The organism is Neomoorella stamsii (genome assembly GCF_002995805.1).
GTDB lineage: Bacteria > Bacillota > DSM-521 > Neomoorellales > Neomoorellaceae > Neomoorella > Neomoorella stamsii.
This window is the reverse complement of the sequence record NZ_PVXL01000044.1, coordinates 1-25444: the sequence shown is the minus strand read 5'-3', so window position 1 is coordinate 25444 and position 25444 is coordinate 1. Positions and strand designations below refer to the sequence as shown.

Annotated in this window: 25 protein-coding genes, 1 pseudogene and 1 riboswitch; of the genes and pseudogenes, 19 read left to right on the top strand and 7 right to left on the bottom strand. The window is 55.9% G+C overall.

The window, feature by feature from the left end; genetic code table 11:
* Nucleotides 1-21: 21 nt before the first annotated feature.
* Complete coding sequence (locus tag MOST_RS08175) at nucleotides 22-1818, bottom strand: glycoside hydrolase family 15 protein (protein WP_054937194.1); 1797 nt, start codon at nucleotides 1816-1818, stop codon at nucleotides 22-24.
* Nucleotides 1819-1980: 162 nt separating this feature from the next.
* On the opposite strand from MOST_RS08175, the gene spoVAC reads away from it, so the two are divergent.
* The 7 genes from spoVAC to MOST_RS08140 all read left to right on the top strand — a co-directional run bounded on the left by spoVAC (nucleotide 1981) and on the right by MOST_RS08140 (nucleotide 8779).
* Complete coding sequence (gene spoVAC / locus MOST_RS08170) at nucleotides 1981-2493, top strand: stage V sporulation protein AC (protein ID WP_106007087.1); 513 nt, start codon at nucleotides 1981-1983, stop codon at nucleotides 2491-2493.
* Between the two features lie 12 nt (nucleotides 2494-2505).
* Complete coding sequence (gene spoVAD / locus MOST_RS08165; protein ID WP_054937193.1) at nucleotides 2506-3522, top strand: stage V sporulation protein AD; 1017 nt, start codon at nucleotides 2506-2508, stop codon at nucleotides 3520-3522.
* A 76-nt stretch (nucleotides 3523-3598) separates the two neighbouring features.
* Nucleotides 3599-3943: a stage V sporulation protein AE gene (gene spoVAE, locus MOST_RS08160; RefSeq protein ID WP_054937237.1), complete on the top strand. Its 345-nt coding sequence runs from the start codon at nucleotides 3599-3601 to the stop codon at nucleotides 3941-3943.
* A 21-nt stretch (nucleotides 3944-3964) separates the two neighbouring features.
* A complete protein-coding gene (locus MOST_RS08155; protein WP_054937192.1) occupies nucleotides 3965-5554 on the top strand; it encodes a spore germination protein in 1590 nt (529 codons plus the stop codon).
* The gene (locus MOST_RS08150; protein WP_054937191.1) at nucleotides 5544-6551 is read left to right on the top strand and encodes an acyl-CoA dehydratase activase-related protein; all 1008 of its coding nucleotides are present in this window, start codon (nucleotides 5544-5546) and stop codon (nucleotides 6549-6551) included. Before MOST_RS08155 ends, MOST_RS08150 begins: the two co-directional genes overlap by 11 nt.
* Nucleotides 6548-7711 carry an acyl-CoA dehydratase activase-related protein gene (locus MOST_RS08145; RefSeq protein WP_083476685.1) on the top strand — a complete coding sequence of 388 codons (1164 nt, stop codon included), beginning with the start codon at nucleotides 6548-6550 and terminating at the stop codon, nucleotides 7709-7711. Before MOST_RS08150 ends, MOST_RS08145 begins: the two co-directional genes overlap by 4 nt.
* Nucleotides 7712-7819: 108 nt before the next feature.
* Complete coding sequence (locus tag MOST_RS08140) at nucleotides 7820-8779, top strand: acyl-CoA dehydratase activase (protein ID WP_054937190.1); 960 nt, start codon at nucleotides 7820-7822, stop codon at nucleotides 8777-8779.
* Between the two features lie 47 nt (nucleotides 8780-8826).
* On the opposite strand, the gene galU is transcribed toward MOST_RS08140, so the two are convergent.
* From galU to MOST_RS08125, 3 genes are all read right to left on the bottom strand, one after another.
* Nucleotides 8827-9735 carry a UTP--glucose-1-phosphate uridylyltransferase GalU gene (gene galU / locus MOST_RS08135; RefSeq protein ID WP_244267087.1) on the bottom strand — a complete coding sequence of 303 codons (909 nt, stop codon included), beginning with the start codon at nucleotides 9733-9735 and terminating at the stop codon, nucleotides 8827-8829.
* 72 nt (nucleotides 9736-9807) lie between these two features.
* The gene (otsB, locus tag MOST_RS08130) at nucleotides 9808-10563 is read right to left on the bottom strand and encodes a trehalose-phosphatase (RefSeq protein WP_054937188.1); all 756 of its coding nucleotides are present in this window, start codon (nucleotides 10561-10563) and stop codon (nucleotides 9808-9810) included.
* Nucleotides 10538-11995, bottom strand: a complete 1458-nt coding sequence (locus MOST_RS08125) for an alpha,alpha-trehalose-phosphate synthase (UDP-forming) (RefSeq protein WP_054937187.1) — start codon at nucleotides 11993-11995, stop codon at nucleotides 10538-10540. The genes otsB and MOST_RS08125 overlap by 26 nt, the downstream gene beginning before the upstream one ends.
* A gap of 97 nt (nucleotides 11996-12092) precedes the next feature.
* Nucleotides 12093-12237, bottom strand: a riboswitch (cyclic di-AMP (ydaO/yuaA leader).
* 116 nt (nucleotides 12238-12353) lie between these two features.
* Here MOST_RS08125 and MOST_RS08120 point away from each other — a divergent pair.
* From MOST_RS08120 to MOST_RS08065, 12 genes are all read left to right on the top strand, one after another.
* Nucleotides 12354-14516, top strand: coding sequence for an amylo-alpha-1,6-glucosidase (locus MOST_RS08120; protein ID WP_054937186.1), 2163 nt, complete (start codon nucleotides 12354-12356; stop codon nucleotides 14514-14516).
* Nucleotides 14517-14602: 86 nt separating this feature from the next.
* Nucleotides 14603-15793: a glycosyltransferase family 4 protein gene (locus MOST_RS08115; RefSeq protein WP_054937185.1), complete on the top strand. Its 1191-nt coding sequence runs from the start codon at nucleotides 14603-14605 to the stop codon at nucleotides 15791-15793.
* A gap of 128 nt (nucleotides 15794-15921) precedes the next feature.
* Entirely contained in the window at nucleotides 15922-17244 is a 1323-nt protein-coding gene (lysA, locus tag MOST_RS08110; protein ID WP_054937184.1) for a diaminopimelate decarboxylase, read from the top strand.
* Nucleotides 17245-17259: 15 nt separating this feature from the next.
* On the top strand, nucleotides 17260-18324 hold the full coding sequence (locus MOST_RS08105; protein ID WP_054937183.1) for a tRNA nucleotidyltransferase/poly(A) polymerase family protein: 1065 nt from the start codon (nucleotides 17260-17262) through the stop codon (nucleotides 18322-18324).
* A gap of 16 nt (nucleotides 18325-18340) precedes the next feature.
* A complete protein-coding gene (locus MOST_RS08100; protein WP_054937182.1) occupies nucleotides 18341-18970 on the top strand; it encodes a site-2 protease family protein in 630 nt (209 codons plus the stop codon).
* A 64-nt stretch (nucleotides 18971-19034) separates the two neighbouring features.
* A complete protein-coding gene (gene trpS / locus MOST_RS08095; protein WP_054937181.1) occupies nucleotides 19035-20012 on the top strand; it encodes a tryptophan--tRNA ligase in 978 nt (325 codons plus the stop codon).
* A 19-nt stretch (nucleotides 20013-20031) separates the two neighbouring features.
* Nucleotides 20032-20799, top strand: a complete 768-nt coding sequence (locus MOST_RS08090) for a segregation and condensation protein A (protein ID WP_054937180.1) — start codon at nucleotides 20032-20034, stop codon at nucleotides 20797-20799.
* The gene (gene scpB / locus MOST_RS08085; protein ID WP_244267086.1) at nucleotides 20796-21338 is read left to right on the top strand and encodes an SMC-Scp complex subunit ScpB; all 543 of its coding nucleotides are present in this window, start codon (nucleotides 20796-20798) and stop codon (nucleotides 21336-21338) included. Before MOST_RS08090 ends, scpB begins: the two co-directional genes overlap by 4 nt.
* A gap of 57 nt (nucleotides 21339-21395) precedes the next feature.
* Nucleotides 21396-22148 (top strand): DUF2953 domain-containing protein, encoded by a 753-nt coding sequence (locus MOST_RS08080; RefSeq protein ID WP_054937178.1) that lies wholly within the window; start codon nucleotides 21396-21398, stop codon nucleotides 22146-22148.
* A complete protein-coding gene (gene ytfJ / locus MOST_RS08075) occupies nucleotides 22084-22545 on the top strand; it encodes a GerW family sporulation protein (RefSeq protein ID WP_054937177.1) in 462 nt (153 codons plus the stop codon). The genes MOST_RS08080 and ytfJ overlap by 65 nt, the downstream gene beginning before the upstream one ends.
* A gap of 138 nt (nucleotides 22546-22683) precedes the next feature.
* Complete coding sequence (locus tag MOST_RS08070; protein WP_054937176.1) at nucleotides 22684-23274, top strand: nucleoside recognition domain-containing protein; 591 nt, start codon at nucleotides 22684-22686, stop codon at nucleotides 23272-23274.
* Nucleotides 23275-23280: 6 nt separating this feature from the next.
* Nucleotides 23281-23814 (top strand): spore maturation protein, encoded by a 534-nt coding sequence (locus tag MOST_RS08065; protein WP_054937175.1) that lies wholly within the window; start codon nucleotides 23281-23283, stop codon nucleotides 23812-23814.
* Here MOST_RS08065 and MOST_RS08060 read toward each other — a convergent pair.
* From MOST_RS08060 to MOST_RS17935, 3 genes and pseudogenes are all read right to left on the bottom strand, one after another.
* Nucleotides 23789-24334: a methylated-DNA--[protein]-cysteine S-methyltransferase gene (locus MOST_RS08060; protein ID WP_054937174.1), complete on the bottom strand. Its 546-nt coding sequence runs from the start codon at nucleotides 24332-24334 to the stop codon at nucleotides 23789-23791. The genes MOST_RS08065 and MOST_RS08060 overlap by 26 nt on opposite strands.
* A 22-nt stretch (nucleotides 24335-24356) precedes the next feature.
* Nucleotides 24357-24956 (bottom strand): phosphatase PAP2 family protein, encoded by a 600-nt coding sequence (locus MOST_RS08055; protein WP_054937173.1) that lies wholly within the window; start codon nucleotides 24954-24956, stop codon nucleotides 24357-24359.
* Nucleotides 24957-25304: 348 nt separating this feature from the next.
* A pseudogene (locus MOST_RS17935) lies at nucleotides 25305-25444 on the bottom strand (IS110 family transposase); the annotation flags it as partial.

Here is a 25444-nt window from a genome sequence, read left to right as displayed (position 1 = left end):
GGATATACCCGGAGCCCTTTGTTATTCCTCCCGGTAGGCGTAGTCAAGCAAGAACCGGACTATTTCCTGGTGGCTGAAACCCTGGGGAAAATTGCCCCACTGCTCGCCGGTCCGGGGGTCGAAGTGTTCAGCCATCAGGTAAAGGTCAGTAGCATTATCCAGGCAGACCTGTAATAGTTCATGCGCCCGCTCGTAGTTGCCGGCGTGGAGGTAATAGCGCCCCAGCCACAGGGTGGGCAGGTAAAAGGGAATAGCCGCGTGTTCAAAACGGGCGATCCCTCCCCACATATTAAGCCCGCCCCTGCCTGAAGGCTCGCCCCTGGCAACAGGCGCAAGCTTTTCCATGGCGGCTACCGTCTTCTGTAAACGGGGGTGGTTGGCTGCCAGTAAACCATAAAATTCCAGGGCCAGCACGGATATATCCAGGGGAGCGTCAGGCCCGTAATGCTGCAGGTAGGCCTGGCGCTCTGCCGACCAGCCGTGGATCAGGAGTTGGCGGCGGACGCGACTTGCCGCCCGGTGCCACCGGCCGGCCCACTGTAGTCTTCCTAGTTCGATGGATAAATGGGAAGCAGCCGTTAAACCGGCATAACAGAGGATTTTGCCGTAGAGCCAGTGATCCATGCGCTCGCGGATTTCCCAGATGCCATTTTCCGGCTGGTCCCAGTAATTTTCCAGCCAGATGGCCGCCCGGCGGATGGCATCCCAGCGGGAGCGGATATATTCCCGGTCCCGGGTGGCCAGGTAGTGGTTCCACAGGCCGTCGAGGACGTTTCCGGCATTATCCAGCTGGATCTGGTGCATGGCAGCGTTGCCGAAGCGAATGGGTTTTTCTCCATTGGGGCCGGCTAGGTCTCCGGCGATGTATTCGGTACCACCTCTTCCTTCCACAGGTACCAGGGGCATATACCAGCCCCCGTCGGGCTGTTGTAAAGAAAGGGCGAATTCATAGAAACTGCGGGCTTCCTCATGATAGCCGGCGGCATCAAAGGCCAGGGCGGTGAAATACCCGTCCCGCAGCCAGCAATAACGGTAGTCCCAGTTGTCGTTGCCGCCGGGTACGGCGGGAAAAGAGGTGGTCGGCGCCGCAATAATGGCGCCGGTACGCTCGTAGGTTAGGAGTTTTAAAACCATCAAGCTGCGGTAGTATGCTTCCATAACTTCCGGGTTAGCAGTATGGGGCCGCCGGGCTTTCCTCAGCCACTGGCGCCACCAGGTGAGATTTTCTTCCAGGGAACTGTAGAAGCCCGCCGTCCAGTGCTGGCGGGCCAGGGTTAAACTGGAGCCGTAAGCCAGAACTAGCCAGAAGCGATGCTTTTCACCCGGTTTTAAAGTCAGGGTGGAAGTAGGTCCCGGTGAACCGGCCATGCCGATGCAGGCTGCGCCTTCGGGACCGGAGATAAATTGGAAAGACCCCTGGAACCGGACTTTAAAAGTATGGACACTGGTAACAATAGGCCGGGCCACCCAATCTACCCTAGGCTTTAAAGTTACTGTACCGGTATTTTCTAGAATAATTAGGCGACTTAAATGGTGGTAGCCCCATGGCATAAAGTCCAGAACAGTAACCTGCAGGCCATTACCTCTACCAATAGTTTCTAAAATATTGCTCTCCGGGAGATAACGCTGGCTTAGAGGCGTTACCCGGGGTTCAATATTAAGGCTAAGACTACCGCCACATTGTGGGCATAGGGCGGCGGCGAAAAGGGGAAAACTGTCAAAACGTGGCACGCACAGCCAGGCGATGGAAAAGTCCGGAGCAATAAGGGCGGCTGTTTCGCCATTGCCGATAAACCCGTAATATGGCTGATGTTTCAAAAGATGTCTCAACTCCCTCGCCAATCTTAGTAAAAATTTTATGTAAGTATTTGAGTAAAGTCAACTGCTGGCATAATTACCCAGCGGTTGACTTTTTACGTATAAACAGGGCTCCCGGCGGTCGATAATATAGCAGAGCGATAAAAATCCGAGGTGAAGGTAATGGCTGATAGTACCAGGCAGCCGGGGCCGCCCAAGAAGCCCCTGACCCTGGCAGAACAGGTAAGGCAGCAAAAACAAACCTATGACCAGCAGGCCTACCAGCGCCTGGCCGATAGCGTTAAACCCAGGCCCAGGGTTATTGTTAACGCCCTCAATGCTTTCTGGATCGGGGGTATCATCTCAGCCCTGGCCCAGATCATCACCCTTATTTTTGCTTCTGCCGGTTTAAACCCCAGGGATGCTGCTTCCGCAACGGTAATAGTTATGATTTTCCTGGGGGCCTTCCTGACCGGCTTAGGGATATACGATGAGATTGGCAAAGTCGCCGGTGCCGGTTCTATTATCCCCATAACCGGGTTTGCCAACTCCATTGTGGCGCCGGCCATGGAGTTTAAACGGGAAGGTTTTGTCTTTGGCGTGGCGGCGAGGATGTTTACCATTGCCGGGCCGGTACTTGTATATGGCTTTATTGTTTCCGTCTTAATAGGCCTTATTGCTTATTTCCTGAAGTAGGAGTGAAGACACTTGAGCGCACCTAAAAGGGTAGGGCAACATACCATCCAGTTTGCTAACCCGCCGGTGATTGTGGCCACGGCATCAGTTGTTGGTCCCAAGGAAGGGGAGGGACCCCTGGGCAACACCTTTGACATGGTTATTGACGACAGCTACTTTGGTGAGGAAACCTGGGAAAAGGCCGAACGCAAAATGCTGGAAGAAGCCGTCAAAATGGTCATTGCCAAGGCCCAGTTAAAACCCCAGGAAATCGACTTCCTCCTGGCCGGTGACCTGTTAAACCAGACCATTTCCGCCAATTATGCCGCCCGGACCCTGGGAATACCCTTCCTTGGCCTGTACGGGGCCTGCTCCACCATGTATGAGGGCATGGCCCTGGCAGCCATACTCATTGACGGCGGTTTTGCCCACCATGTAGTAGCCGCATGTAGCAGCCACTATGATACGGCGGAACGCCAATACCGCTTTCCTACCGAGCAGGGCGTGCAGCGACCGCCGACGTCCCAGTGGACGGTTACCGGGGCCGGGGCCGTTTTAATGGCCCCGGTGGGCAATGGGCCCCGCATCACCCATGCCACCATCGGCCGGGTGCTGGATGTGGGGATCAAGGACCCCAACGATATGGGTTCAGCCATGGCCCCGGCGGCCGTCGATACCATTGTCCGCCACTTCCAGGATACCGGCCGGGGTCCTATTGATTATGACCTGATTATTACCGGTGACCTGGGCCGGGTGGGGCATGAGATTGCCACCAAACTCCTGGGCGAGCAAAAGTACGATGTCTCTAAGAATTACAGCGACTGCGGCATCCTGATTTATGATCATGAACGCCAGGATACCCATGCCGGCGGCAGCGGCTGTGCCTGCTCAGCGGTGGTTTTTGCTGGCCATTTAATGGGTAAACTAAATGAAGGCCGCTATAAGCGCATCCTGGGGGTTGGTACCGGGGCCCTGTTGAGTACAACGGCGACCCAGCAGGGGGAATCCATACCTGGCATCGGCCATGGCGTGGTGATAGAAAAATTTTAGGCCAGGGAACGAGTAAAAACAAAGCCAGATGGAGTTGCAATAGATTTTAAGGAGGTATAACCCGGTGAGTATCGTAATGGCTTTTATTATCGGCGGCCTCATCTGCCTGGTGGGGCAGCTCATTATGGACCTTACGCCTTATAAGGTAACACCGGCCCATATCCTGGTAGGGTTTGTCACGGGTGGGGCGATTTTAAGCGCCCTGGGCCTCTATGGGCCCCTGGTGAAAATCGGCGGGGCGGGAGCCACCATCCCCATCAGCGGTTTTGGTCATAACCTGGCCCAGGGTACCCTCGAAGCCGTCCAGGCTAAAGGGCTCCTGGGAGCCTTCAGCGGCGGCGTCACCACAGGCGCGGTAGGCATTGCTGCGGCAGTTATTTTTGGCTTTTGTATGGCTGTTCTTTTTAATCCCCGGGGATAGAAGGGGTGAAATTAAAAACAAATGACCATCTCAGGGGATATTGTCAAAGTTGATAAAAAAGCTGATGTCAACGTCGATTGGATTAGCAAGGAGTTAGGTATCGGCGAAAGCTTTGACGTCGTCAGGCGCAATATTACCTTTGCCGGCCGCAAAGCCACACTGTTTTACATTGACGGTCTGGTCAAAGACGATATCATGACCTATCTCCTCATCTCTTTCTCCCGGCTGGAGCGAGAGGCCCTGGCCCCTGATGCTTTTTTTAAGCTTTATAAGCAGTACCTAAGCTACATTGAAGTCGAAGCCCTGGATGACCTGCATAAAGCCGTCGATAAAATTCTCTGCGGCGGCGTAGTAATGATTGTTGATGGCTTTGAAAGGGTTATCTTAATAGATGTGCGGAAGTACCCGGCCCGCATGCCCGAGGAATCAGACCTGGAACGGGTAGTCCGCGGTTCCCGCGACAATTTTGTTGAAACCCTTTTATTTAATACCAACCTTTTGCGCCGCCGCATCCGTGATCCTAAACTGCGAACCGAAATCCTGCAAGTGGGGAGCCGTTCAAAAACTGACGTGGCGGTAGTTTATATCAAGGATATCGCCAACCCGCGCCTGGTGGATACCATTAAAGAAAGAATCAAAGCTATCAAAATGGATGGCCTGCCCATGGCGGAAAAGTCCCTGGAGGAGTTTATTGGCCCGGGTAGCTTCTGGAATCCCTTCCCGCGGGTACGCTATACCGAACGGCCGGATGTAGCCGCCGCCCATCTCCTGGAGGGGCACGTCCTGGTGATGGTGGACACTTCTCCCAGTGTTATGATCCTCCCGGCAACCCTCTTCCACCATCTCCAGCATGCCGAAGAATTTCGCCAGGCCCCTCTAATTGGGACTTTTTTACGCACGGTGCGTTTTTTAGGCGTTGCTATATCCGTATTTTTGCCGCCCCTGTGGCTTTTGGTATCCTTGCAGCCGGAACTATTACCGCCAGGCCTTTCCTGGATCGGGCCGAAAAAATTAGGGGCCATCCCCCTGGTCTGGCAATTTATCCTAGCCGAACTGGGCATTGACCTTATGCGCATGGCGGCCATTCATACTCCTACAGCCCTGGCCACGGCTTTAGGGTTAATTGCCGCTGTGTTGATAGGCGATATTGCCGTGGCGGTAGGCTTTTTTAACCCGGAAGTAATCCTTTATATGGCCATTGCCGCCGTAGGTATCTTTTCGACGCCAAGCTACGAACTGGGTATGGCCAATACCCTGGTAAGGATTGCTATGTTAATCGGCGTGGGGCTGTTCCGCCTACCCGGCCTTGTGGCCGTGACCCTGGGGACCTTTTTATTGCTGCTTACTACCAAATCATTCGGCCTGCCCTATCTCTGGCCCCTGATACCCTTTAACGGTAGCGCTTTAAAAGATATTTTTGTGCGGCCACCGGTACCATTACAAAAATTGCGGCCCCGGGCCCTGCATCCCCTGGACGTGGACCGGCAGCCCTACCCGGAACCGGCCCGCAAGCCCTTACCGCGCGAAACAACAAAGAAAAAAGAAAAAGAAAAGGAGAAGCGCATCTGGCCCCAGTTTATTGAAGACGAGGATGATAACTATGAAGAATAAAAAGTGGCTTTTGGGGGTGCCGCGCGCCCTCTTTTATTATTACTACGGCCCCTGGTGGGAAACCTTTTTCCAGGCCCTGGGGGTTGAGGTGGTAGTTTCGCCACCGACTTCCAAAGAAATTATGGACCTGGGGGTAAGCCTGGCGGTAGCCGAAGCCTGCCTGCCGGTAAAGGTCTATTACGGTCATGCTGCCTGGCTGGCCGGTCAGGTAGATGCCCTGTTTGTCCCCCGGCTGGTCAGCGTAGAGAAAAAGAGTTTTATCTGCCCCAAACTAATGGGTTTGCCTGACATGCTGCGGGCGGCCTTAAAGCCCTGCCCGCCCATTATTGATACTACAGTTAACCTTGCCCGCCAGCCCGAGGAAGGCCTGACGGCGGCCGTGCAGGGAATGGCCCGGGCTTTTGGGATAAAAGGAAGCCGCGTAGACCTGGCCATGGCGGCAGCGGAGGCTCGTTACCACGCCTGGCTGGTCGGGCAGCAGCAGGGAGATAGTATGGCTGCAGCTGACTGCAGAGAGGAAGAGCCGGCTTCAGGAGTTTACCGTTATGGTTCCAGCCAGGGCAAAGAGAGTCGGGACGCTTTGCAGATAGGAGTTATTGGCCACGGTTACCTTATCTATGACCAATACCTTGGCATGGATATCCCCGGAAAGGTGAAAAGGCTAGGAGGAAAGGTGATTTTACCCGAAAATTTAACCACCCTCCAGGTAGAAACAGCCTGCCGGCAGCTACCGAAACGCCTCTACTGGACCCTGGGGCGGAAGATCATGGGGGCGGCCCTGCACCTGATGGAACAGGAAAACGTCGCTGGCCTGATTCACCTGACGGCCTTTGGCTGTGGTCCCGATTCCCTGGTAGGCGACCTGGCCGAACGCTATGCCCGCCGCCGGGGCAAGCCTTTTTTGCTTTTGACTTTAGATGAGCATACCGGCGAGGCAGGCCTCAACACCAGGCTGGAAGCTTTCATGGATATGCTCTACCGGAGGCGATCCGCATGAAGGTAACTTTTCCCCATATGGGCCACCTCTGGCTGGTCCTGAAGACGGCCCTGGAGGGCATTGGCCTGGAGGTGGTGGTCCCGCCGCCCTGCACCCGCCGCACCCTGGAACTGGGCGTGCGCCATGCTCCGGAATCGGCCTGCCTTCCCTTAAAGGTCAACTTAGGTAATTTCCTGGAAGCTAAAGAACTGGGGGCCGATACCATCGTCATGGCCGGCGGGGTGGGGCCCTGCCGCATCGGGTATTACGCCCAGGTGCAGCGGGAGATCCTCCGGGATATCGGCTGCGACTATGAAATGGTGGTCTTTGAACCCCCGGATGTTCACTTTTCTGAAGTCTGGAATAAGGTTAAATACTTGAACCGGCGGCCATGGCAGGAAGGGGTCCGGGGAGTAATCCTTGCCTGGCAAAAGGCCTGCGCCGTCGATTCCCTGGAACAGGAAGTACAACGCCTGCGGCCATGTGAAGCAAAGCCTGGCCAGGCCGATGCCATCTTCCAGCGGGCCTTATGGGAACTGGACGGCGCCGGCAGCCGGAAAGAGGTCAAAAAAATTGTCAAAAAAGTTCAAGGTGAGCTGGCGGCCATACCTCGCAACCCCAACGGCCCGGTACTGCGGGTGGGTATTGTCGGCGAAATCTATACCGTCCTGGAGCCCCTGGTTAACCTGAATATTGAAAGGCGCCTGGGGGCCCTGGGGGTTGAAGTGGTCCGGGGCCTTTTCCTAAGCCGCTGGATTAACGATAACCTGTTTAAAAGTCTCCTGTCCCTTCCAGGCCACCACCCGGAAAAAACGGCCCCGCCCTTTTTAAACCACTTTGTCGGCGGCCATGGCTGGGAGTCGGTAGGGGATACAGTCACTTTTGCCCGGTACGGCTGCGATGGCGTCATCCAGCTGGCACCACTCACCTGCATGCCGGAAATAGTTGCCCACTCAGTTATGCCGGCCGTCCAGGAAGCCAGGGGCATACCCGTTATGACCATTTACCTGGACGAGCAGACGGGCGAAGCCGGCCTGCAAACCCGCCTGGAAGCCTTCGTGGATATGCTGCGCTGGCAGAAGGGGAGGAAAGAGGGATTCTGGAAGACACGCGGTAAAAGGTGGGGAAATGTCCCGGAGGCGCGAATAACGGAGCGAAGGTCAAAAGAACAGGCGAGGTGAGGTTACCGTTGCTGCCGCATAAGGCACGCCTGAGGGAGCCTTCGGTGCGTAGCTTCTGAGCGGCGAGGGACATACCCCCGGCAAAAACTATTCCGAGGAGTTGATAACATGCCAACGATTTACCTTGGTATAGATGTTGGCTCAGTCAGCACTAATATCGTAGCCCTGGACGAACAGGGTAACGTCCTTAGCTCTGTTTACCTCCGTACCCGTGGCCAGCCCCTCCAGGCAATCCAGGAGGGCTTGCGCCAGCTGGTAGCCACTCTAGGTAAAGATATAAGCGTTGCCGGTGTAGGCACTACCGGCAGCGGTCGAACCCTGGCAGCCGTCATGGTGGGGGCCGATGTAGTCAAAAACGAAATAACCGCCCACGCCGTAGCTGCCAGTTACGCTGTGCCCGGAGTGCAGACGGTGCTGGAGATCGGCGGTCAGGATTCCAAGATTATCATTCTCCGCCAGGGCATAGTGACGGACTTTGCCATGAATACAGTATGCGCCGCCGGCACCGGCTCCTTCCTGGACCAGCAGGCGGCCCGCTTAGGGATTCCCATCGAAGAGTTCGGCCGCCGCGCCCTGGAATCCCGGAGCCCCGTACGCATTGCCGGCCGCTGCGCCGTCTTTGCCGAATCTGACATGATTCATAAACAGCAACAGGGCCATCCCCTGGAGGATATTATCGCCGGGTTATGCGAAGCCCTGGTGCGTAACTATTTGAACAACGTCGGCAAGGGCAAGGAAATCCTCCCGCCCGTGGTCTTCCAGGGCGGGGTGGCGGCCAATGCCGGCATGCGCCAGGCCTTTAACCGCGCCCTGGGGACGGAGGTAATCGTCCCGGAACATTATGGGGTCATGGGGGCCTTGGGCGCCGCCCTGCTGGCCAGGGAAATACGGCCTAAGGCAAGCGCCTTCCGGGGCTTTGAGCTTACTGAGCGGGAATTCCGTAGCGGCGGTTTTGAATGCCAGGGCTGCGCCAACCACTGTGAAGTGGTAGAACTGCGGGAAGGGAGGCAAGTCCTGGCCCGCTGGGGTGACCGCTGCGGTAAATGGAGTAACGCAGTGGCAGTATAGAATCCTGCCTCAGTTCGCCGGTCGGGATGGTATGGCCGGCCGGAGGTTCAAGAAACTTCGCCAGCAGCAACATCCAGATTACCCGGGGCCGAAGAGATTATACCGGCCAGGTATTCCCGGAAGGGGCCGGCCAGGTCCGGCCGGGCCAGGGCGAATTCCACCGTGGCCTGGAGGAAGCCCAATTTATCACCGATATCGTAGCGCTTACCCTGGAAACGGTAGGCATAAACCCGTTCCTCCCGGGCCAGCAGGCGCAGGGCATCAGTAAGCTGGATTTCCCCACCAGCTCCGGGTTTTACCTCGGCCAAGAGGGGGAAGATCTCCGGCACCAGGATGTAGCGACCGATGACGGCCAGGTTGGAGGGCGCTTCCTCCGGCCGCGGCTTTTCTACCAAGTCTTTAACTTCAATGAGACGGCCGTTGATTTCCAGGGGTTCAATGACGCCGTAACGGTTGACTTCTTCTCGCGGCACTTCCTGGACGGCAATCACGGCAGCTTTAACTTCATTATAAACCTCCAGCATTTGCTCCAGGCAGGAGGGGGTATTGACGATAATATCATCTCCCAGTAGGACGGCAAAGGGCTCCTGGCCGATAAATTTACGGGCGCAATAAACAGCGTGGCCCAGGCCGAGCTGTTCCTTCTGCCGTATGTAGTGGATATCGGCCAGCTCAGCCACACCTTCCACCAGGGCCAGCAGGTCTTCTTTATCTTTTTCCCGCAGGAGACTCTCCAGCTCCAGGGAACGGTCAAAGTGATCCTCAATGGCCCGTTTGTTTTTCCCAGTAATAATAAGGATGTCCTCTACTCCGGCGTTAACGGCTTCTTCGACGATAAACTGGATGGCCGGCTTGTCGACAATAGGCAGCATTTCCTTGGGTTGGGCCTTGGTGGCCGGCAGGAAGCGGGTGCCCCAGCCGGCAGCAGGAATAATGGCTTTCTTGACCGTTAACAACAAATACCACCTCGTTTTTAGCATGCTAAACTATCTTTATGTTACCAGGGCCAGGATAGACCCGGCCTGGTGTTAAAAATAGGTTAAAAGCTCCAGGAACTGGACAACTGCTGCCGGGGATGGTAAAAAATAACGAGCCCGGCTGGCAACCTGTTTACCGATACGGATGGCCAGGCCGCCAGCGGGCAAAGCAGAGAAGGCATCTTCATCAGTCCGGTCATCGCCTAAATAGACGGGTAATGCCCGCGGCCATTGCCTGGTGAAGTAGGCTACGGCCAGGCCTTTGTTAATCCCCTGGCGGCGAACTTCCAGCACTTTGTGACCGGGAAGCAGTTCGAGATTGTCATTTAAAAAGGGTTTTAGCCCCTGGCGAAACTGCTCCAGGGCTGCCGCAGCAAGCTGTGGGTCAGCCAGGCGGTAATGCAGGGCAATAGCTTCACCCTTATTTTCCACAAAGAGGCCCGCAGTACCTGCTGCCACCTGGCAGGCCAGCCTGAAAATTTCATCCCAGGGGATATCTTCTTGCCCGGGCGGCAGGAGGTTGGTGACCCGCCCTTCCGGGGTGGCTACTTCTGCCCCGTGCAGGCCGGCATAGTAAAGCCCTGCGACTGGCAGCAGCTCCAACAGGTTCCTTAAACTCCGGCCACTAATAATGGCCAGGTGCAAGCCTGGCCTGGATACCAGTTGCCGTAGCAAGGTCAGGAGGCGGGGGCTGGGACGGGCCAGTTCTGGCCGGGGCGCCAGGGGGACCAGGGTGCCATCGTAGTCAAACATGAGGAGCACTTGAGGGTAATCCCTGACTTTAGCTGCCAGCTGAGCCGGAGACATCTGCCGTTTCCTCTTCCCGGGCCATCATGGCCTGGTGGAAACAGGTCAACCACCAGCGGATATCATGGCGGCGCACCTTTTCCTGCAACAGGCGCATCCTTTTTTCCTGCTCGGCCCGGCTCATATTGAGGGCTGTATTTAAAATCATGGCCATGCCATCAATATCATAGGGGTTGACGAGGACAGCACCCTTCAGTTCCTGGGCGGCACCGGCGAAGCGGCTTAAGACCAGGACCCCGCTGCTATCACGGCGGGAAGCCACGTATTCTTTAGCCACCAGGTTCAGGCCATCCCTTAAAGGCGTAACCAGCATGACATCGGCTGCAAGGTAATAGGCTACCAGCTCCTGCCGGGGCAGGCCCCGCCAGAAGTAGTGGACGGGGCGATAACTACCTTCGCTGAAGCGGCCGTTGATCCGACCCACGGCAGCTTCTACTTCTTCCTTTAGCCGGCGGTAGGCCGGTACGGCCGTCCGGCTGGGTACGGCAATCTGGACCAGGGCCGCCCGGCCGCGCCATTCGGGTACTTCTTCCAGCAGGCGTTCCCAGGCCAGCAGCCTTTCCAGGATACCCTTGGTATAATCCAGCCTCTCTACACTCAGGGCCAGGTGTTCTACGCCGAGCTGGCTGCGCAAGGTTTCAGCCCGGGCCCGGGTCCCAGGGTTCAATGCCTGGCGCTGGAAGGCCTGGTAATCGACACCCATGGGCCAGGCACCGACATGGATGCGCCGCTGCTGCCAGTAGACAACATTGTGCTCAAAATCAACCCGGGCACCCAGCAGGGTGGCGACGGCATTCAGGAAATTATCGACATAAGATTGCAAATGAAAGCCCAGGACATCTGTCCCCAGGAGACCGCGCAAGATTTGGGGCGCCCAGGGGAGGGTGGCCAGGAGATCGTGGTGGGGAAAGGGGATATGCCAGAAAAAGAACTGCCTTAATTGCGGCTTGCGGTGGCGGATTTGGGCCGGTACCAGGGCCAGGTGATAGTCGTTGACCCAGACGGTATCGCCTTCCCTGGCTTCCATAAGCGCAGCATCCGCAAATTTGGCGTTAACTCGAACATAAGTTGACCATTCCTGGGAGTTATAACGACACTTTTCTAAAAAATAATGGCACAGGGGCCACAGGGCGCCGTTGGTAAAACCGTGGTAATAAAGCTTTATTTCCCCGGCAGTCAGGGGAACCTCCAGGAAGGTATAGGCCGGATCTTCCTGGGGCACCGGTAAACGTACCCCGGGGCTATTCTCCTGCGGCGCTTCACGCCCGCCCCAGGCAACCCAGACGCCGCCCTTTTCCTTCAAGAAAGGTTCTACTGCCGAGACCAGGCCGCTGATGGCCGGTACAGGTTGGATACCGCTGTCAGTGGCTTGCAAATTGTACGCACCCCGGTTGGAAACCATAATAATTTTAGGAGCCTGTTTTTTAGCCACTTAGCATACCTCCTTTTAGCCTGTGCCTGTTGTCGGGATCCACTTCACTCCTTTAAAATAAAATTAAACCCCGGGGGACCGGGGTATGAAAGTACCGATATATCCCCTTCCACGCTTACGAAGTTAGCTGACGGATTCGGGCTGAAGGTTAGCCCTACTCACCGGAATTAACCGGCAAGATTCACCCCGGAAAATGGGTCCCCCGCTTACGGCTGCGTACCGCAATTCAGCGTTCTAGGATATACAAATTTATTATATCATACTGGTAATGAAATGCAAATATTAAGTCCTTTTATTTTAGGAAGGATATGCCAGGATACCTGCCGAATTCTTACGAAAAAAGCCTGGAGGGTAGGATATGCTGGAAACGCAGCTGGATTTACGTAATAACCCCTGCGTTTTTGAACCCCAAACAGAGGTACTTAAAGAGGGGAGTATTTTCGTTATCTCCCTGCCGGATGGTTCAATTATTGACCAGGATAATGGCAGCCTGGGCCTGTATTATAATGATACCCGTTACTTAAACTGCCTGGAACTCCGGGCCGGCGGGCGGCGACCTGTTTTCCTTTCTTCCTCCGTGCGCGACAGCCATTTTGCCCAGATTGAATTAACTAATCCTGTTTTTGCCTTACCTGATGGTAAAGTAGTATCAGCCCAGACCATCCACCTCCGCCTTTTGCGGCTGATTAAAGGGGCCCTCTATCAACGCTTACGCTTGATCAATTTTAATCCTTTTCCCGTGAATATAAACCTTCATTTCTCCATTGGTGCTGATTTCCGGGATGTTTTTGAAGTTCGTGGCAGCCAGCGCCAGCGCCGGGGAGAGTTGTTGAAAACAGGAGTTCACCCCCAGGGATTAATCCTCGCCTACCAGGGCCTGGACGAGGTGATCCGGACCACGCATATTACCTTTGAACCGGCACCAGCCGGTATTGTAGCCCGGCCAGGCCAGGCAGAAGTTACTTATGACCTTATCCTGCCACCCCAGAAAAAGATTTACCTGCACTTAAAGATTGAACCTGACGGGCAAAACCTGTCCCCGGCCACGCATATCAGCGACCTTTTTTCAGTGGCCACCATAGAACTGGCCAGCTCCTACCACCTGTGGCAAAAGCAATCCACCCAGATCTGGACGGATAACAATTTTATTAATGATATGTTCCGCACGGCCATCACCGACCTGAAGGCCCTGGAAATTGATTATCCCGGGGAGGGGAAAATTATTGCGGCCGGGATACCGTGGTATACCGCTCCTTTTGGCCGGGATTCTCTCATCACTTCCTGGCAGGCCCTTATCTTAAACCCCGACCTGGCCCGCCATACCCTGCGTTTCCTGGCTCGCTATCAGGGGAAGCAGGTGGACAAATGGCGGGAAGAAAGGCCGGGAAAAATCCTCCATGAATTGCGGCGAGGCGAGATGACCCGCTGCCAGGAAGTACCCCACAGCCCCTATTATGGTTCCATAGATGCCACCCTGTGGTTTATTATCCTCCTTGCTGCCGCCTACAGGTGGACTTTAGATCAGGACCTGCTGCAGGAAATGGCTACCCCTTTACGGCGTTGCCTGCACTGGTGCCTGCGTTACGGCGATTTAGATGGTGACGGGTACCTGGAATACTGGCGGGAATCGCCCGCAGGCCTGACCAACCAGGGGTGGAAAGATTCCTGGGATGCCGTAGTCGACCGGGAAGGGCGCATCCCTGAAGGCCCTGTAGCCCTGGTAGAAGTCCAGGCTTACTACTACCTGGCCCTCCTGGAAGCCGCCCATTTATTAACGGTCCTGGGGGACAAAATGACGGCGGCTGAACTGAAGTCGCGGGCCAGCAGGTTAAAAATGCGCTTCAACCGGGATTTCTGGCTGGAAGAAGAGGGCTACTTGATTTTTGCCCTGGATGGTAAAAAAAGACCCCTTACCACCCTGGTCTCCAACGGCGGCCACGCCCTTTTTACCGGTATCCTGGAACCAGAGCGGGCACGGAGGGTGGCCCGGCGCCTGCTGGCCGGGGACTTTTATTCCGGCTGGGGTATCCGCACCATGAGCAAAAAGGAAAAGGCCTATAACCCCATGAGTTACCATAACGGTTCCGTCTGGCCCCATGATAATGCCATTATAGCTGCCGGCCTGCGCCGCTATCAATGCCTGGAGGAGTTATCACGGCTGGCCGGCGGCCTTTTCGCCGCCAGTTCTTACTTTAATTACCGTCGCTGGCCGGAATTGTTTTGCGGCTTTACCCGCCGGGGCCTGAGCGGGCCGGTGCGTTACCCTGTGGCCTGTGACCCACAGGCCTGGGCGGTAGGCAGCCTGTTTGCCTTCCTCCAGCATTTGCTAGGCATCGAGTTACGGGATAGTACCCTTTATATATCCCGGCCCATATTAATACCCGGCACCAGGAGGGTGGAAATCAAAAATCTGGCTGTGGCCGGTAGCCGTCTTGATTTAGCTTTTGAAGAAAAGGAGGGGCGAATTTTTGCCCATGTTTTGAAGAAAGAGGGTGCTATTAAAGTCATCATTGAAGCCTGAAGGGTTTGCCCTTTATTGACTTTCAGCAGGGACATTATATAAAATAAAGCTGGTAATTTTTCTTAACAATGGGAGGCTGATGTAATATGCGCATTGCCATGTTACACTGGGCTTTTCCACCGATCATTGGGGGAGTGGAATCCCACCTGGCCCTTCTGTGCCCTTACCTGGTCCAGCAGGGGCACCAGGTAAGCCTCCTTACAGCCACAGCCCCCGGCACCCCGGAGAGAGAAAGCTGGCGGGGAGTAACCATTAAGCGTTCACCTTTACTTGATCTGAACTCTTTAACCCCGGAAACCATTGAAGCCAGGGCGGGGGAAATCAAGCAGCTGCTAGAAAAATTTTTACTGGAATGCAGGCCCGACATTGTTCACGCCCATAACTTCCATTACTTTAGCTTTGTCCATGCTGCCAGTCTCCAGGAAATCTGCCACCGCCACGGCTGGCCCCTCGTCCTCACTGCCCATAATGTCTGGGAAGACGAACTGTGGGCAAGGATGAATACCCTGGCTCAAGGCTGGGACCAGGTTATAGCCGTCAGCCATTACATACGCCAGGAACTGATGGTAAATGGCTTTCCTCCCGAGCGGCTGACGGTAGTTTACCACGGTACCGACACGACCACCTTCCGGCCACCTTCCCAGGCGGATATCCAGGCCATCTATGCCACCTATCCGGCATGGCGGGACCGGCGGCTTGTTTTCCATCCTGCCCGCATGAGCCGGGCCAAGGGATGTGACGTCAGCATACGCGCCCTTGATCTTATCCGCCGGGAAATTCCCAACGTTTTACTGATTCTGGCCGGTACTACCAATACCGTCGACTGGGGCCAGAAACAACCGGCGGAAGTAGCCTGGATCCAGGACCTCATTGCCAGCCTGGACCTGGAAGAGAATGTCTTTATCCGCTTCTTCCCCTGGCAGGAAATCCCTGCGGTGTATAAAGCAGCCGAGGTTTGCCTTTACCCGTCGTCTTTCCAGGAGCCCTTCGGCCTGGTAATGCTGGAAGCCATGGCCACGGCCAGGCCCATTATTGTCAGCCGGGCCGGTGGTATGCCGGAGATAATCCGTCCCGGTTATAACGGCTTTTTAGTCTCCATGGGTAACTACCAGGAATTGGCCCGCTATACAACCTTCTTGCTGCGGAATCCGGAGGTAGGCACGGCCATGGGCCAGAATGGCCGCCGCCTGGCTGAAGAAAACTTCACTACGGCCGTCATGGCCCGCAACACCCTGGCGGTATACAGCCAGTTACTGGCCCTGCCCCGGGCCAGTTAGGACAATAAAAACTGGAATTTAATAAGAAATGAAAGGGAACCGGCGGAGGTTCCCTTAATTTTTCTAGACATAGCAGGCAGCCTCGGTTAAAATGAGAGTATATTGGGTGAAAGGAGTAACCGGTTTTAATGCACTTGCAGGGTACCATGCAGGTAAATGCGAAAGGCCGTCTTACCATCGGGGGCTGCGAGGTTGTCGAACTCGCCCGGGAATTCGGCACTCCCCTTTATATCTTTGATGAAGACTGTATCCGCAACAACTGCCGGGAGTTTTACCGGGCCTTTGGCGTGCAAGAAGGCCTGGCCAGGGTTATCTACGCCGGCAAGGCATTTTTGACTACCGCCATGTGCCGGATTATCGCCAGTGAAGGCCTAGGATTGGATGTGGTTTCCGGAGGCGAACTTTATACGGCCCTGGCGGCCGGTTTTCCGGTAGAAAACATCTACTTCCATGGCAACAATAAAAGCTATGCTGAACTCTGCCAGGCCCTGGAGGCCGGGATAGGGCGGTTTGTAGTTGATAATTTTGCCGAGCTGGAGCTTTTAAGCCGCTTGAGTACGGAACGGGGCCAGGTAGCGCGGGTAATTTTAAGGGTGACACCGGGGATTGAAGCCCATACCCATCATTATATCCGTACCGGCCAGATTGACTCCAAGTTTGGCTTTACCCTGCCCAATGGCCAGGCCCTGGAGGCCGCCAGGCGACTAAAGGATTTACCAGGTATTGAGTTCAAGGGTTTACACTGCCACATTGGTTCCCAGATCTTTGAGCTGGAACCCTACAGCCAGGCGGCTGCCGTCATGCTGGAGCTGGCCGCCGCCATTAAAGAAGCGACGGGATTGATTACCTCCGAGCTTGATCTGGGAGGCGGTTTTGGCATATATTATACTGCTGAGGACCATCCCCGGCCAGTTAGTGCCTATGCGGAAACAATCCTTACTCGGGTCAGGGAGGAAGCCCGGGCCTTAAACCTGCCTCAACCCCTGGTAATCGTTGAGCCGGGCCGCGCCATTATCGGGCCGGCGGGCAGCACTGCCTATACCGTGGGTACCATTAAAGAAATTCCCGGGGTGCGCAAGTATGTGGCCGTCGATGGCGGTATGGCCGATAACATTCGCCCCGCCCTTTACGGGGCTAAATACGAAGCCATCCTGGCCAATAAAGCCAATCTGCCGGCTACAGAGACGGTAGCCATTACCGGTAAATGCTGCGAGTCCGGCGATATGCTCATCTGGGAGGCGGATCTTCCCCGGGTGGAGGCCGGCGATATCCTGGTCATTTCCTGTACCGGCGCCTATGGTTACACCATGTCCAGCAATTATAACCGCCTGGGCCGGCCGGCAGCCGTCCTGGTCCGGGAAGGAAACGCCGACCTGATTTTAAAACGGGAAGATTACAATGACCTGCTGCGCAATGATGTCGTCCCGGCCCGGCTGGTTTGTACCAGGTAAATTATCTGGCAACCTATGATCCCTTACCAGAAACTCTTCCGTCGCAACCAGCTGCGCATCCTGGCCCAGGCCAGGAAAATAGCGCCCGTTAAAGGCCAGCGGGTTTACCTGGTAGGCGGGACGGTCCGGGACCTGCTCCTGGGCCGGCCCGAAGTCGACCTTGACCTGGCGGTGGAGGGCGATGGCCTCCTCTTTGCCCGGGAACTGGCCCGGCAGCTGGGCGGGCGCCTGGCTTTTCACGATCGCTTCCTGACGGCTACCGTCTACTGGGGCGGCGAACGGGTGGACGTAGTCACCACCCGGCAGGAATATTATCCCCGGCCCGGGGCCCTGCCCGAAGTGGAGCCCGCCACTCTGGAGGCTGACCTGGCGCGGCGGGATTTTAGCGTCAATGCCATGGCCCTGCCCTTAATGGCCAGGGACCTGGGTGAAATCCTCGATCCCTTTGGCGGGCGGGAAGACCTGGCCCGGCAAACCTTGCGGGTGTTGCACCGGGACAGCTTTCGTGATGACCCGACCCGCCTTTTAAGGGGGGTGCGTTTCGCCACCCGCTTGAAATTTATCTGGGAAGAAGAGACCTGCTCTTTAGTAAGGCAGGCCCTGGCAGGAGGTTACCTGGACCTGCTGGAACCGAAACGCCTCTGGCAGGAATTTATCCTTCTGCTTAAAGAGCGGCGGCCGGTAGCAGCCTGGGAAAGTTTAATTGACCTGGGCTGGCAGGGTCTACCGGGGGCCGGATTGCCCGATGTGGCCGCCGGCCGGCGGGCTGAAAAACTCCTCTGCCAGTGGAAGTGGCGGGGCCAGCGACCCCTGGATGCCAGCCTGGTTTATTTTTTAATCGCCACGGTAAAATTAAGGGCAACAGCCCTGGAAGAGGTCCTGGATAGCGTAAACTTCGGCCGCAAAAAGCGTAACCTGATTTCTGCCGCCAGGGATTTGTTGCCGGAACTGGCTCCCTGCCTGGCGCGAGGGTCCCTGCCGGAATGCCTGCCGGCCGGCCCCAGGATGGCCCCGGAAGCCCTAATCTTTATCCTGGCCGTGGCGGGCTGGAGCCGGCTCCCGGCCCGGGTATTACCCTGAGGGAAAGGAGACAGCCATGCACCTGCAAAGTTTACCACAGCTGGTCTTAGGCATCCCGGCTATTTTAATCGCCCTGACCTTCCATGAATATGCCCATGGCAAGATGGCTTACCTGCTGGGCGACCCGACGGCCAGGAACCAGGGCCGCTTAACCTTAAACCCCCTGGCCCACCTGGACATCCTGGGAACCCTGCTCCTTGTTGTGGCCGGTTTTGGCTGGGCCAAACCGGTGCAGATCAACCCCTATTACTTCCAGATGGACCGGCGCAAGGGGATGATGCTGGTGGGCCTGGCCGGTCCGGCCATGAACCTGGTGCTGGCTTACCTGGCGGCAGTTGTCTTGCAGCTATTTCTCCGCTTTGATATCGGCGGCTACTGGCTGGCTACTTTTTTAAACCTGCTGGTGGGCTATAACGTGGTGCTGGCCGTCTTTAACCTCATCCCGGTGCCGCCCCTGGATGGCTCCCGTGTCCTGGCTGGCATCTTACCACCGGAAGGGGCGGCGGCAGTTTACCAGTTAGAAAGCTACGGCACCTTGCTTCTACTGCTCCTGATTGCCACCGGCATTATCGGCCGCATCATGGGTCCCCTGGTGACCCTGGTACTCAACCTGATTATTACGGCCAGCGGCCTGGCATTTATATAGAGGTGGGAAATTAGAGGTTAGATCTCACTTCCCACGTCCCATATGTAAAGGAGTGTTTAATAGCATGCGTATTTTGAGCGGCATGCGCCCCACAGGGCGGCTGCATATTGGTCATTTGAGCGTGCTGGAAAACTGGGTGCGCCTGCAGGAAGAAAACGAGTGCTTTTACTTTATTTCCGACTGGCACGCCCTGACCACAGGTTACGACAATACCGCAGAGCTCCAGGAGAATATACGGGCCATGCTCCTTGACTGGCTGGGCGCCGGCTTAGACCCCGAGCGCAGCACCCTCTTCGTCCAATCCCATGTCAAGGAGCACGCTGAACTCCACCTGCTCTTTTCCATGTTCACCCCCCTATCCTGGCTGGAACGCGTCCCCACCTACAAGGACCAGATCCAGCAGCTGGGCAAAGAGGGTAAGGACGTGTCGACCTATGGTTTTTTGGGCTATCCCCTCCTGATGGCCGCTGATATCCTTATCTACCTGGCCGACGCCGTGCCGGTGGGCGAGGACCAGCTGCCCCACCTGGAATTCTGCCGGGAAGTAGCGCGCCGGTTTAATCACCTTTACAAAACTTCACTTTTCCCCGAGCCCCAGGCCCTGTTAGCTAAAGTCGCCATGTTACCCGGTATTGACGGCCGCAAGATGAGTAAAAGCTACCACAACGACATTCCTATGTCAGCTTCATCGGAAGAGGTTTGGGAAAGGGTGCGGCTTATGATCACCGACCCGGCGCGGATTCACAAGACCGATCCCGGGCACCCGGAAGTATGCCTGGTCCACCGCTACCATGAGATTTATAATGGTGAAGAAGTTGAAGAGACGCGGGTCAACTGCCGGGGCGGCCGTATTGGCTGTGTCCCCTGCAAGAAACGCCTGTCAGAGAAAATAAACGCCGTCCTGGAGCCGGTCCGGGAGCGCCGGGCCAGGTGGGCAGCACGGCCGGAATTAGTTGAGGAAATTCTGGCGGCCGGGGCCGCGAAGGCCAGGACCACGGCAGGCCGGACCATGACCATGGTCCGGGAGGCTATGGGAGTTTAACTTTAATGGGGTGGGGCGCATGATCGGTAATATTCGGCTGGATATTTTTCAGGGCCCCCTCGATCTCCTCCTCACCCTTATTGAACGCCAGGAAATCGATATTCAGGCCATCCCCGTGGCCGAGGTGACGGCCCAGTACCTGGAATACCTCCATGAAGTAGAGGAGCTTGACCTGGACTGGGCCAGTGAATTTTTAGTCCTGGGCGCCGAACTGTTAGCCCTCAAAGCCAGGTTGCTCCTGCAGCGCCCGCTTAAGGGCGGGCCGGGAGAGGAAGAAAAAGGAGAGGGAGAAGATCCTGCCAGGCTCCTGGCCGAGCGTCTTATAGAATACCGCCGCTACCGGGAGGTAGCCGCCCATCTCGGTGATCTGGCTGCTCAAGGAGCCCTTATCTTTGGCCGTCCCCTGGACCAGGAAGCAGTTACTCGGGCCCTGGCGGGTATTAACCCCCTAGCCGGGGTAACCCCCCTGGACCTGGCCCGGGCCCTGGCCAGGGTGCTGGCGAGGCAGCCTGTCACTCACAAGCCACAAACCCGGATCATTACCCGCCCGGCCCTAACCCTGGTGGGTCAAATACGCACCATTTTGCGCCGCCTGCACCAGCAGGAGGAACTTACCCTGGCCTCCCTTCTAAGTCCCAGACCTACGCGCCTGGAAGTGGCGCTAACTTTCCTGGCCCTGCTGGAACTGGCCCGCCGGGGCCGGGTAATCCTGACCCAGGAGGAAGCCTTTGGCAATATTAAAGTGAGGCGGTTTTTTCCTAGCGAGACCGCTGTTGCAAGGGAGTGATCCCTTTGCCTTTATTTTTTAGCGAAGATAAAAGGGCAGCCCTGGAGTGCCTGCTCTTTGTGGCCGGCGGGCCGGTGCCGGTTAGTACCCTGGCCGCCTGCCTGGGGTTGAGTAGCGACGATGTAGTTGAGTTGGCTGCAGAACTGAAAATACTCTATGATGAAGAGGGGCGGGGCCTGCAGATCCGGGAAGTAGCCGGCGGCTACCAGATGTGCACCCGGCCCCAGTTTGCTAATTATGTAGAGGCCTTCCTGCAACCAGAGTTGCCGGCCCTATCCATGGCCGCCCTGGAAACCCTGGCCATCATTGCCTACCGCCAGCCCGTTACCCGGGCGGAAATAGAATATATCCGGGGGGTAAAGGTAGATGGGGTTTTAAATACCCTGTTGAGCCGCGGCCTGGTCCAGGAAGCCGGCCGGAAAGACGCCCCTGGCCGGCCCATCCTTTATGCTACCACTCCCCGTTTCCTGGAATTTTTAGGCTTAAAGGATTTATCCGAACTGCCACCCCTGGATGAAGCCGCGGCCGGGCAGGAATAGTATATAAGGCGCCTCCGGTGGAAAAATAGATGCAAACTGGCTGCCGGGGGTGAAGGAGTGTTCTGGGCCTGGACGGCAGGGATAGTTGCGGGTTTCCTTTTATTACTCCTGGTACCGGTGCAACTGAAAATAGTTTACCGGCGAGTAGCTGAGGAAGAATACCTGGAGCTGAAACTTAATTTACCGGGAGACTGGGGCCGGTGGGAAGTGGTATTCTTCCCTCTCCAGGATTGGTGGCCGGGGCAAAGCCACTTAAGCCTGAAAACCCTGTTACAGGGGGAAAGGAAAGAAGCAGAATCACCTGCGGAAGTTGCAGGGCGTCCTGCCGGGGGCAAAAGGTGGACTTTCGGTCGGATAGCCCGCTTCATCGTCGCCGGGCCGTTAGGCTACTGGTTGCATAAATTAAAGATTTTAAAGGGCATCTGGCAGCATTTTTTCGCCCGGGTGACCTGCCGGCGTTTCCGTTTATTTTTAACCCTGGGGACAGGTGATCCGGCAACTACGGCTCTTGCTTACGGCAGCAGCTGGACCCTGCTGGCCTGGATGTACCAGAACTTGCGGCGGCGGGCCCGCCTGGATTTTCGAGTGCCTGAATGGCAGATAATACCCCGGTTTGATACGAAGGGCTGGCAGGCCGATTTTAAGTGCATATTTACCCTTAAGTTAGGTCATATTATAAGTGCCGGAGTACAATCTCTATGGCTATTACTGCGGATAGTCTGGCAGATGAGGGGGGCAGGGGCAATTGCCCGAACATCCCATCGAGGCCTTGATGAAGACCGCCATGGAAAGCATCAAGGATATGGTTGATGTCAACACCGTTGTTGGCGATCCCATTGAAACGCCGGATGGTCATGTGATCGTCCCCGTATCCCGGGTTTCGGCCGGTTTTGCTGCCGGAGGTACCGAATATGAACCTGGTCAGGGAGATGGTGGTGGAAGTGGTAAATCCTTACCCTTTGGCGGCGGCAGCGGCGCCGGTGTTTCCGTCCAGCCGGTGGGTTTCCTGGTGGTTGGTAAGGAGCAAATCCGGTTGCTGCCGGTTGACGGCAACGCCGTTGTGGACCGGATTATCGATGTAGCTCCCCAGGTGCTGGAGAGGATCCAGGAACTACTGGGTAAAGGGAAGAAGGAAAAAGGTAGCGGTAATAACTCCCCCGCCACCGTACGGACGAAAATGGTTTTACGCCCCCAGGAAGAGGAATGAAATAATCCCCCATATATGGCCCGGGTTCTCAAATACCGGGTTTTTTAATTTGTTTCCGGCCCGTTAACCATTGTTGTTCTAGAAAATGCCCTCCCCTCATAAATGTTACCAGAAAGGTAAATTATGGAGGGGTTGGCAATGGTTAATATCATCTGGTTATTAATGCTCCTGGCGGGCATTATCGTGGCCGGCTTTAATGGCCACATTGAAGTAGTTACTAAAGCCTCCCTGGAGGCGGCCCAGACGGCTGTAAACCTGGCCCTTGAACTGATAGGACTCATGGCCATGTGGCTGGGGCTTTTGAAGATTGCCGAGGAAGCCGGCCTGGTAGCCCTGCTGGCGCGGCTTTTGCGCCCCTTTACCCGTTACTTCTTCCCGGAAATCCCCCAGGACCACCCGGCCATAGGTTCTATAATAATGAATTTAAGCGCCAACATCCTGGGCCTGGGCAATGCCGCCACCCCCTTTGGCCTCAAGGCCATGCAGGAGTTACAAACTTTAAACCCCCGCCCCGGAGAAGCCACCCCGGCCATGTGTACCTTTCTGGGGTTAAATACCGGCTGCCTGACCCTTATCCCGGCGACTATTATTGGCATCCGGGCAGCAGCCAGCTCCACCGACCCGACCATCATCGTCGGACCTACCATTTTAGCCACCGGGTTCAGTATGGTCATGGCCGTGGTTGGCGATCGTCTCTTGCGACGGTTTTATAACGGGCGCCGGGGGTGAGGGACATTGACTGAACTCATAATTGAAGTTTCGCGCTGGGCGATTCCCCTGGTCCTTTTTTTTATCCCCCTGTATGGGCACCTGCGGGGCGTGCCGGTTTATGAAACCTTTGTTGCCGGGGCAGAAGACGGGTTTAAGGTAGCGGTAAAAATTATTCCCTTCCTGGTGGGCATGCTGGTGGCCATCGGGGTGTTTAGGGCTTCCGGGGCCATGGACCTCTTTGCCCGCGCCCTGAATCCGGTCTTGCACCTCATTGGCGTTCCCGGGGAAGTTCTACCCCTGGCCATCATGCGGCCCCTTTCCGGTGGCGGAGCTCTAGGAATAGCTGCCGAGCTAATCGGTAACTACGGCCCCGATTCCTTTATCGGCCGCCTGGCTTCGGTGATGCAGGGCAGTACTGATACTACCTTTTATGTCCTGACGGTTTATTTTGGTTCGGTGGGAGTGCGGCGTTATCGCTACGCCCTGGCCCTGGGACTCCTGGCTGATATTTCCAGCCTTATAGCCGCCATCGTTATCTGCCGGTTAATGTTTGGTTAGTTTTTAAATTACCCTCCTCGAAATTCAACAGCCATTTCTTGGTAGCCAGCCCGCCACCAAAACCGACCAGCCGGCCGTGCTTACCAATGACCCGGTGACAGGGTATAATAATACCGACAGGATTACGGCCGATGGCCTGGCCCACGGCCCGGACCGCTCCCGGCCTGCCGATGACCCCGGCAATATGGCTGTAACTGCAGGTGGTACCATAGGGGATTTTTTGCAGGGCTGACCAGACGGCCAGCTGGAAGGGCGTACCGCGGAGGTCCAGGCGCAGGGAAAAGGAAAAGCGCCGGCCGTCAAAGTACTCGTCCAGCTGCCGGAGAACCTCCCGGCAAGAGCTGCCGTTTTCATCTACGTTGATAGTCGCGCCGGGGAATTTTTGGGCCAGGTAGCTGGGGGTTGTTCCAGGTTCCTCACCAGGGAAGGTCAGGCAGCAGAGACCCCCCGGGCCTGTTACTACTGTCAGGGGACCAAGGGGAGAGGGATAATGGGTAATGGACAACCAGTCTGCAGGCATGATAGCGTTACCTCCACAGGTTTTAGCCTTCATTCCACCAGGTCAGAAAGAGGGCCAGGATACTCATGCCGGCGGCATAACCGGCCAGGATATCGGTGGGGTAGTGGACACCCAGGTAGAGGCGGCTGAAACCCAGTAAAAGCAAAAAAATAAGGGTAACCGGAACCATATGGCCGCGGCAGCGAGGCGGGCAGTTTTTTAACAACCACAGGGCTAGGAGGCCGAAGAAGACGGTTCCCATCATGGCGTGACCGCTGGGAAAACTGAAGCCTGGTGCCGGTTCCAGGGGACCGAGACTGGGCCTGGGACGGTGATAAAAATTTTTTAGCCATTCCATAATGCCCCAGGTGATATTCATGGTAATTAACACGGCCCAAAACCCTTGCCAGCGACGCCGGGTATAGTAGGCGAGACACAAAGCAGCCGTAGCAGGATAAAAAAAGGCCGGGGTGCCGAAGAAAGTAATAAACTTAAAGAAATGGGTAGCCGGAGGCGTTCGCAAGGTCATTAAGCCTGCCAGGACCAGGAGTTCGAGAATGGTCACATGGGGTATGGCAGCGGCAAGCAGGAGAAAGATAAGGATCATAGCAATGGCAAGTAGGATAAGACGGTGGCGGGACAACCTGGAACCCCCTATCTCAATAATTTGCTTCTAGCTCGTTAAATAGCCTGCTCTCTTAGATTTTCATTTTTTATGATGAAGTCCAAGAGGGCAGACTAAACCTCCATCATCGTCCACAACAACAAGACGATGACTTAATATTTAAGTCTTGGGTAGTAACCTCACCACTTCCTGGCCCTCGGCTACCCTATCATGTCTCCCGGGGTCTATGCCCTGTGTCATTCCTTCGTTCGGCCTTTTGAGGGCGGGTGGGTTGTGCCAGTACTTCGCAGCAGGGTCTGTGCCCTTATGGGAGGTGATATGGCTTACCCCACCCAAGACTTTTTACCTTGTGTTTGGGGTTTTATTTTAAGCTGCTTGTTGTAATTGGGCGCGGCGATAGTCACCTAATACTTTGTCAGGGTCGTAGTTTTCTTTCTTCCTGGCCAGGCCGTACATTACCCGCAGTAATTTTACGGCTATGGCTATTAAGGCCTGCTTCTTTTTTA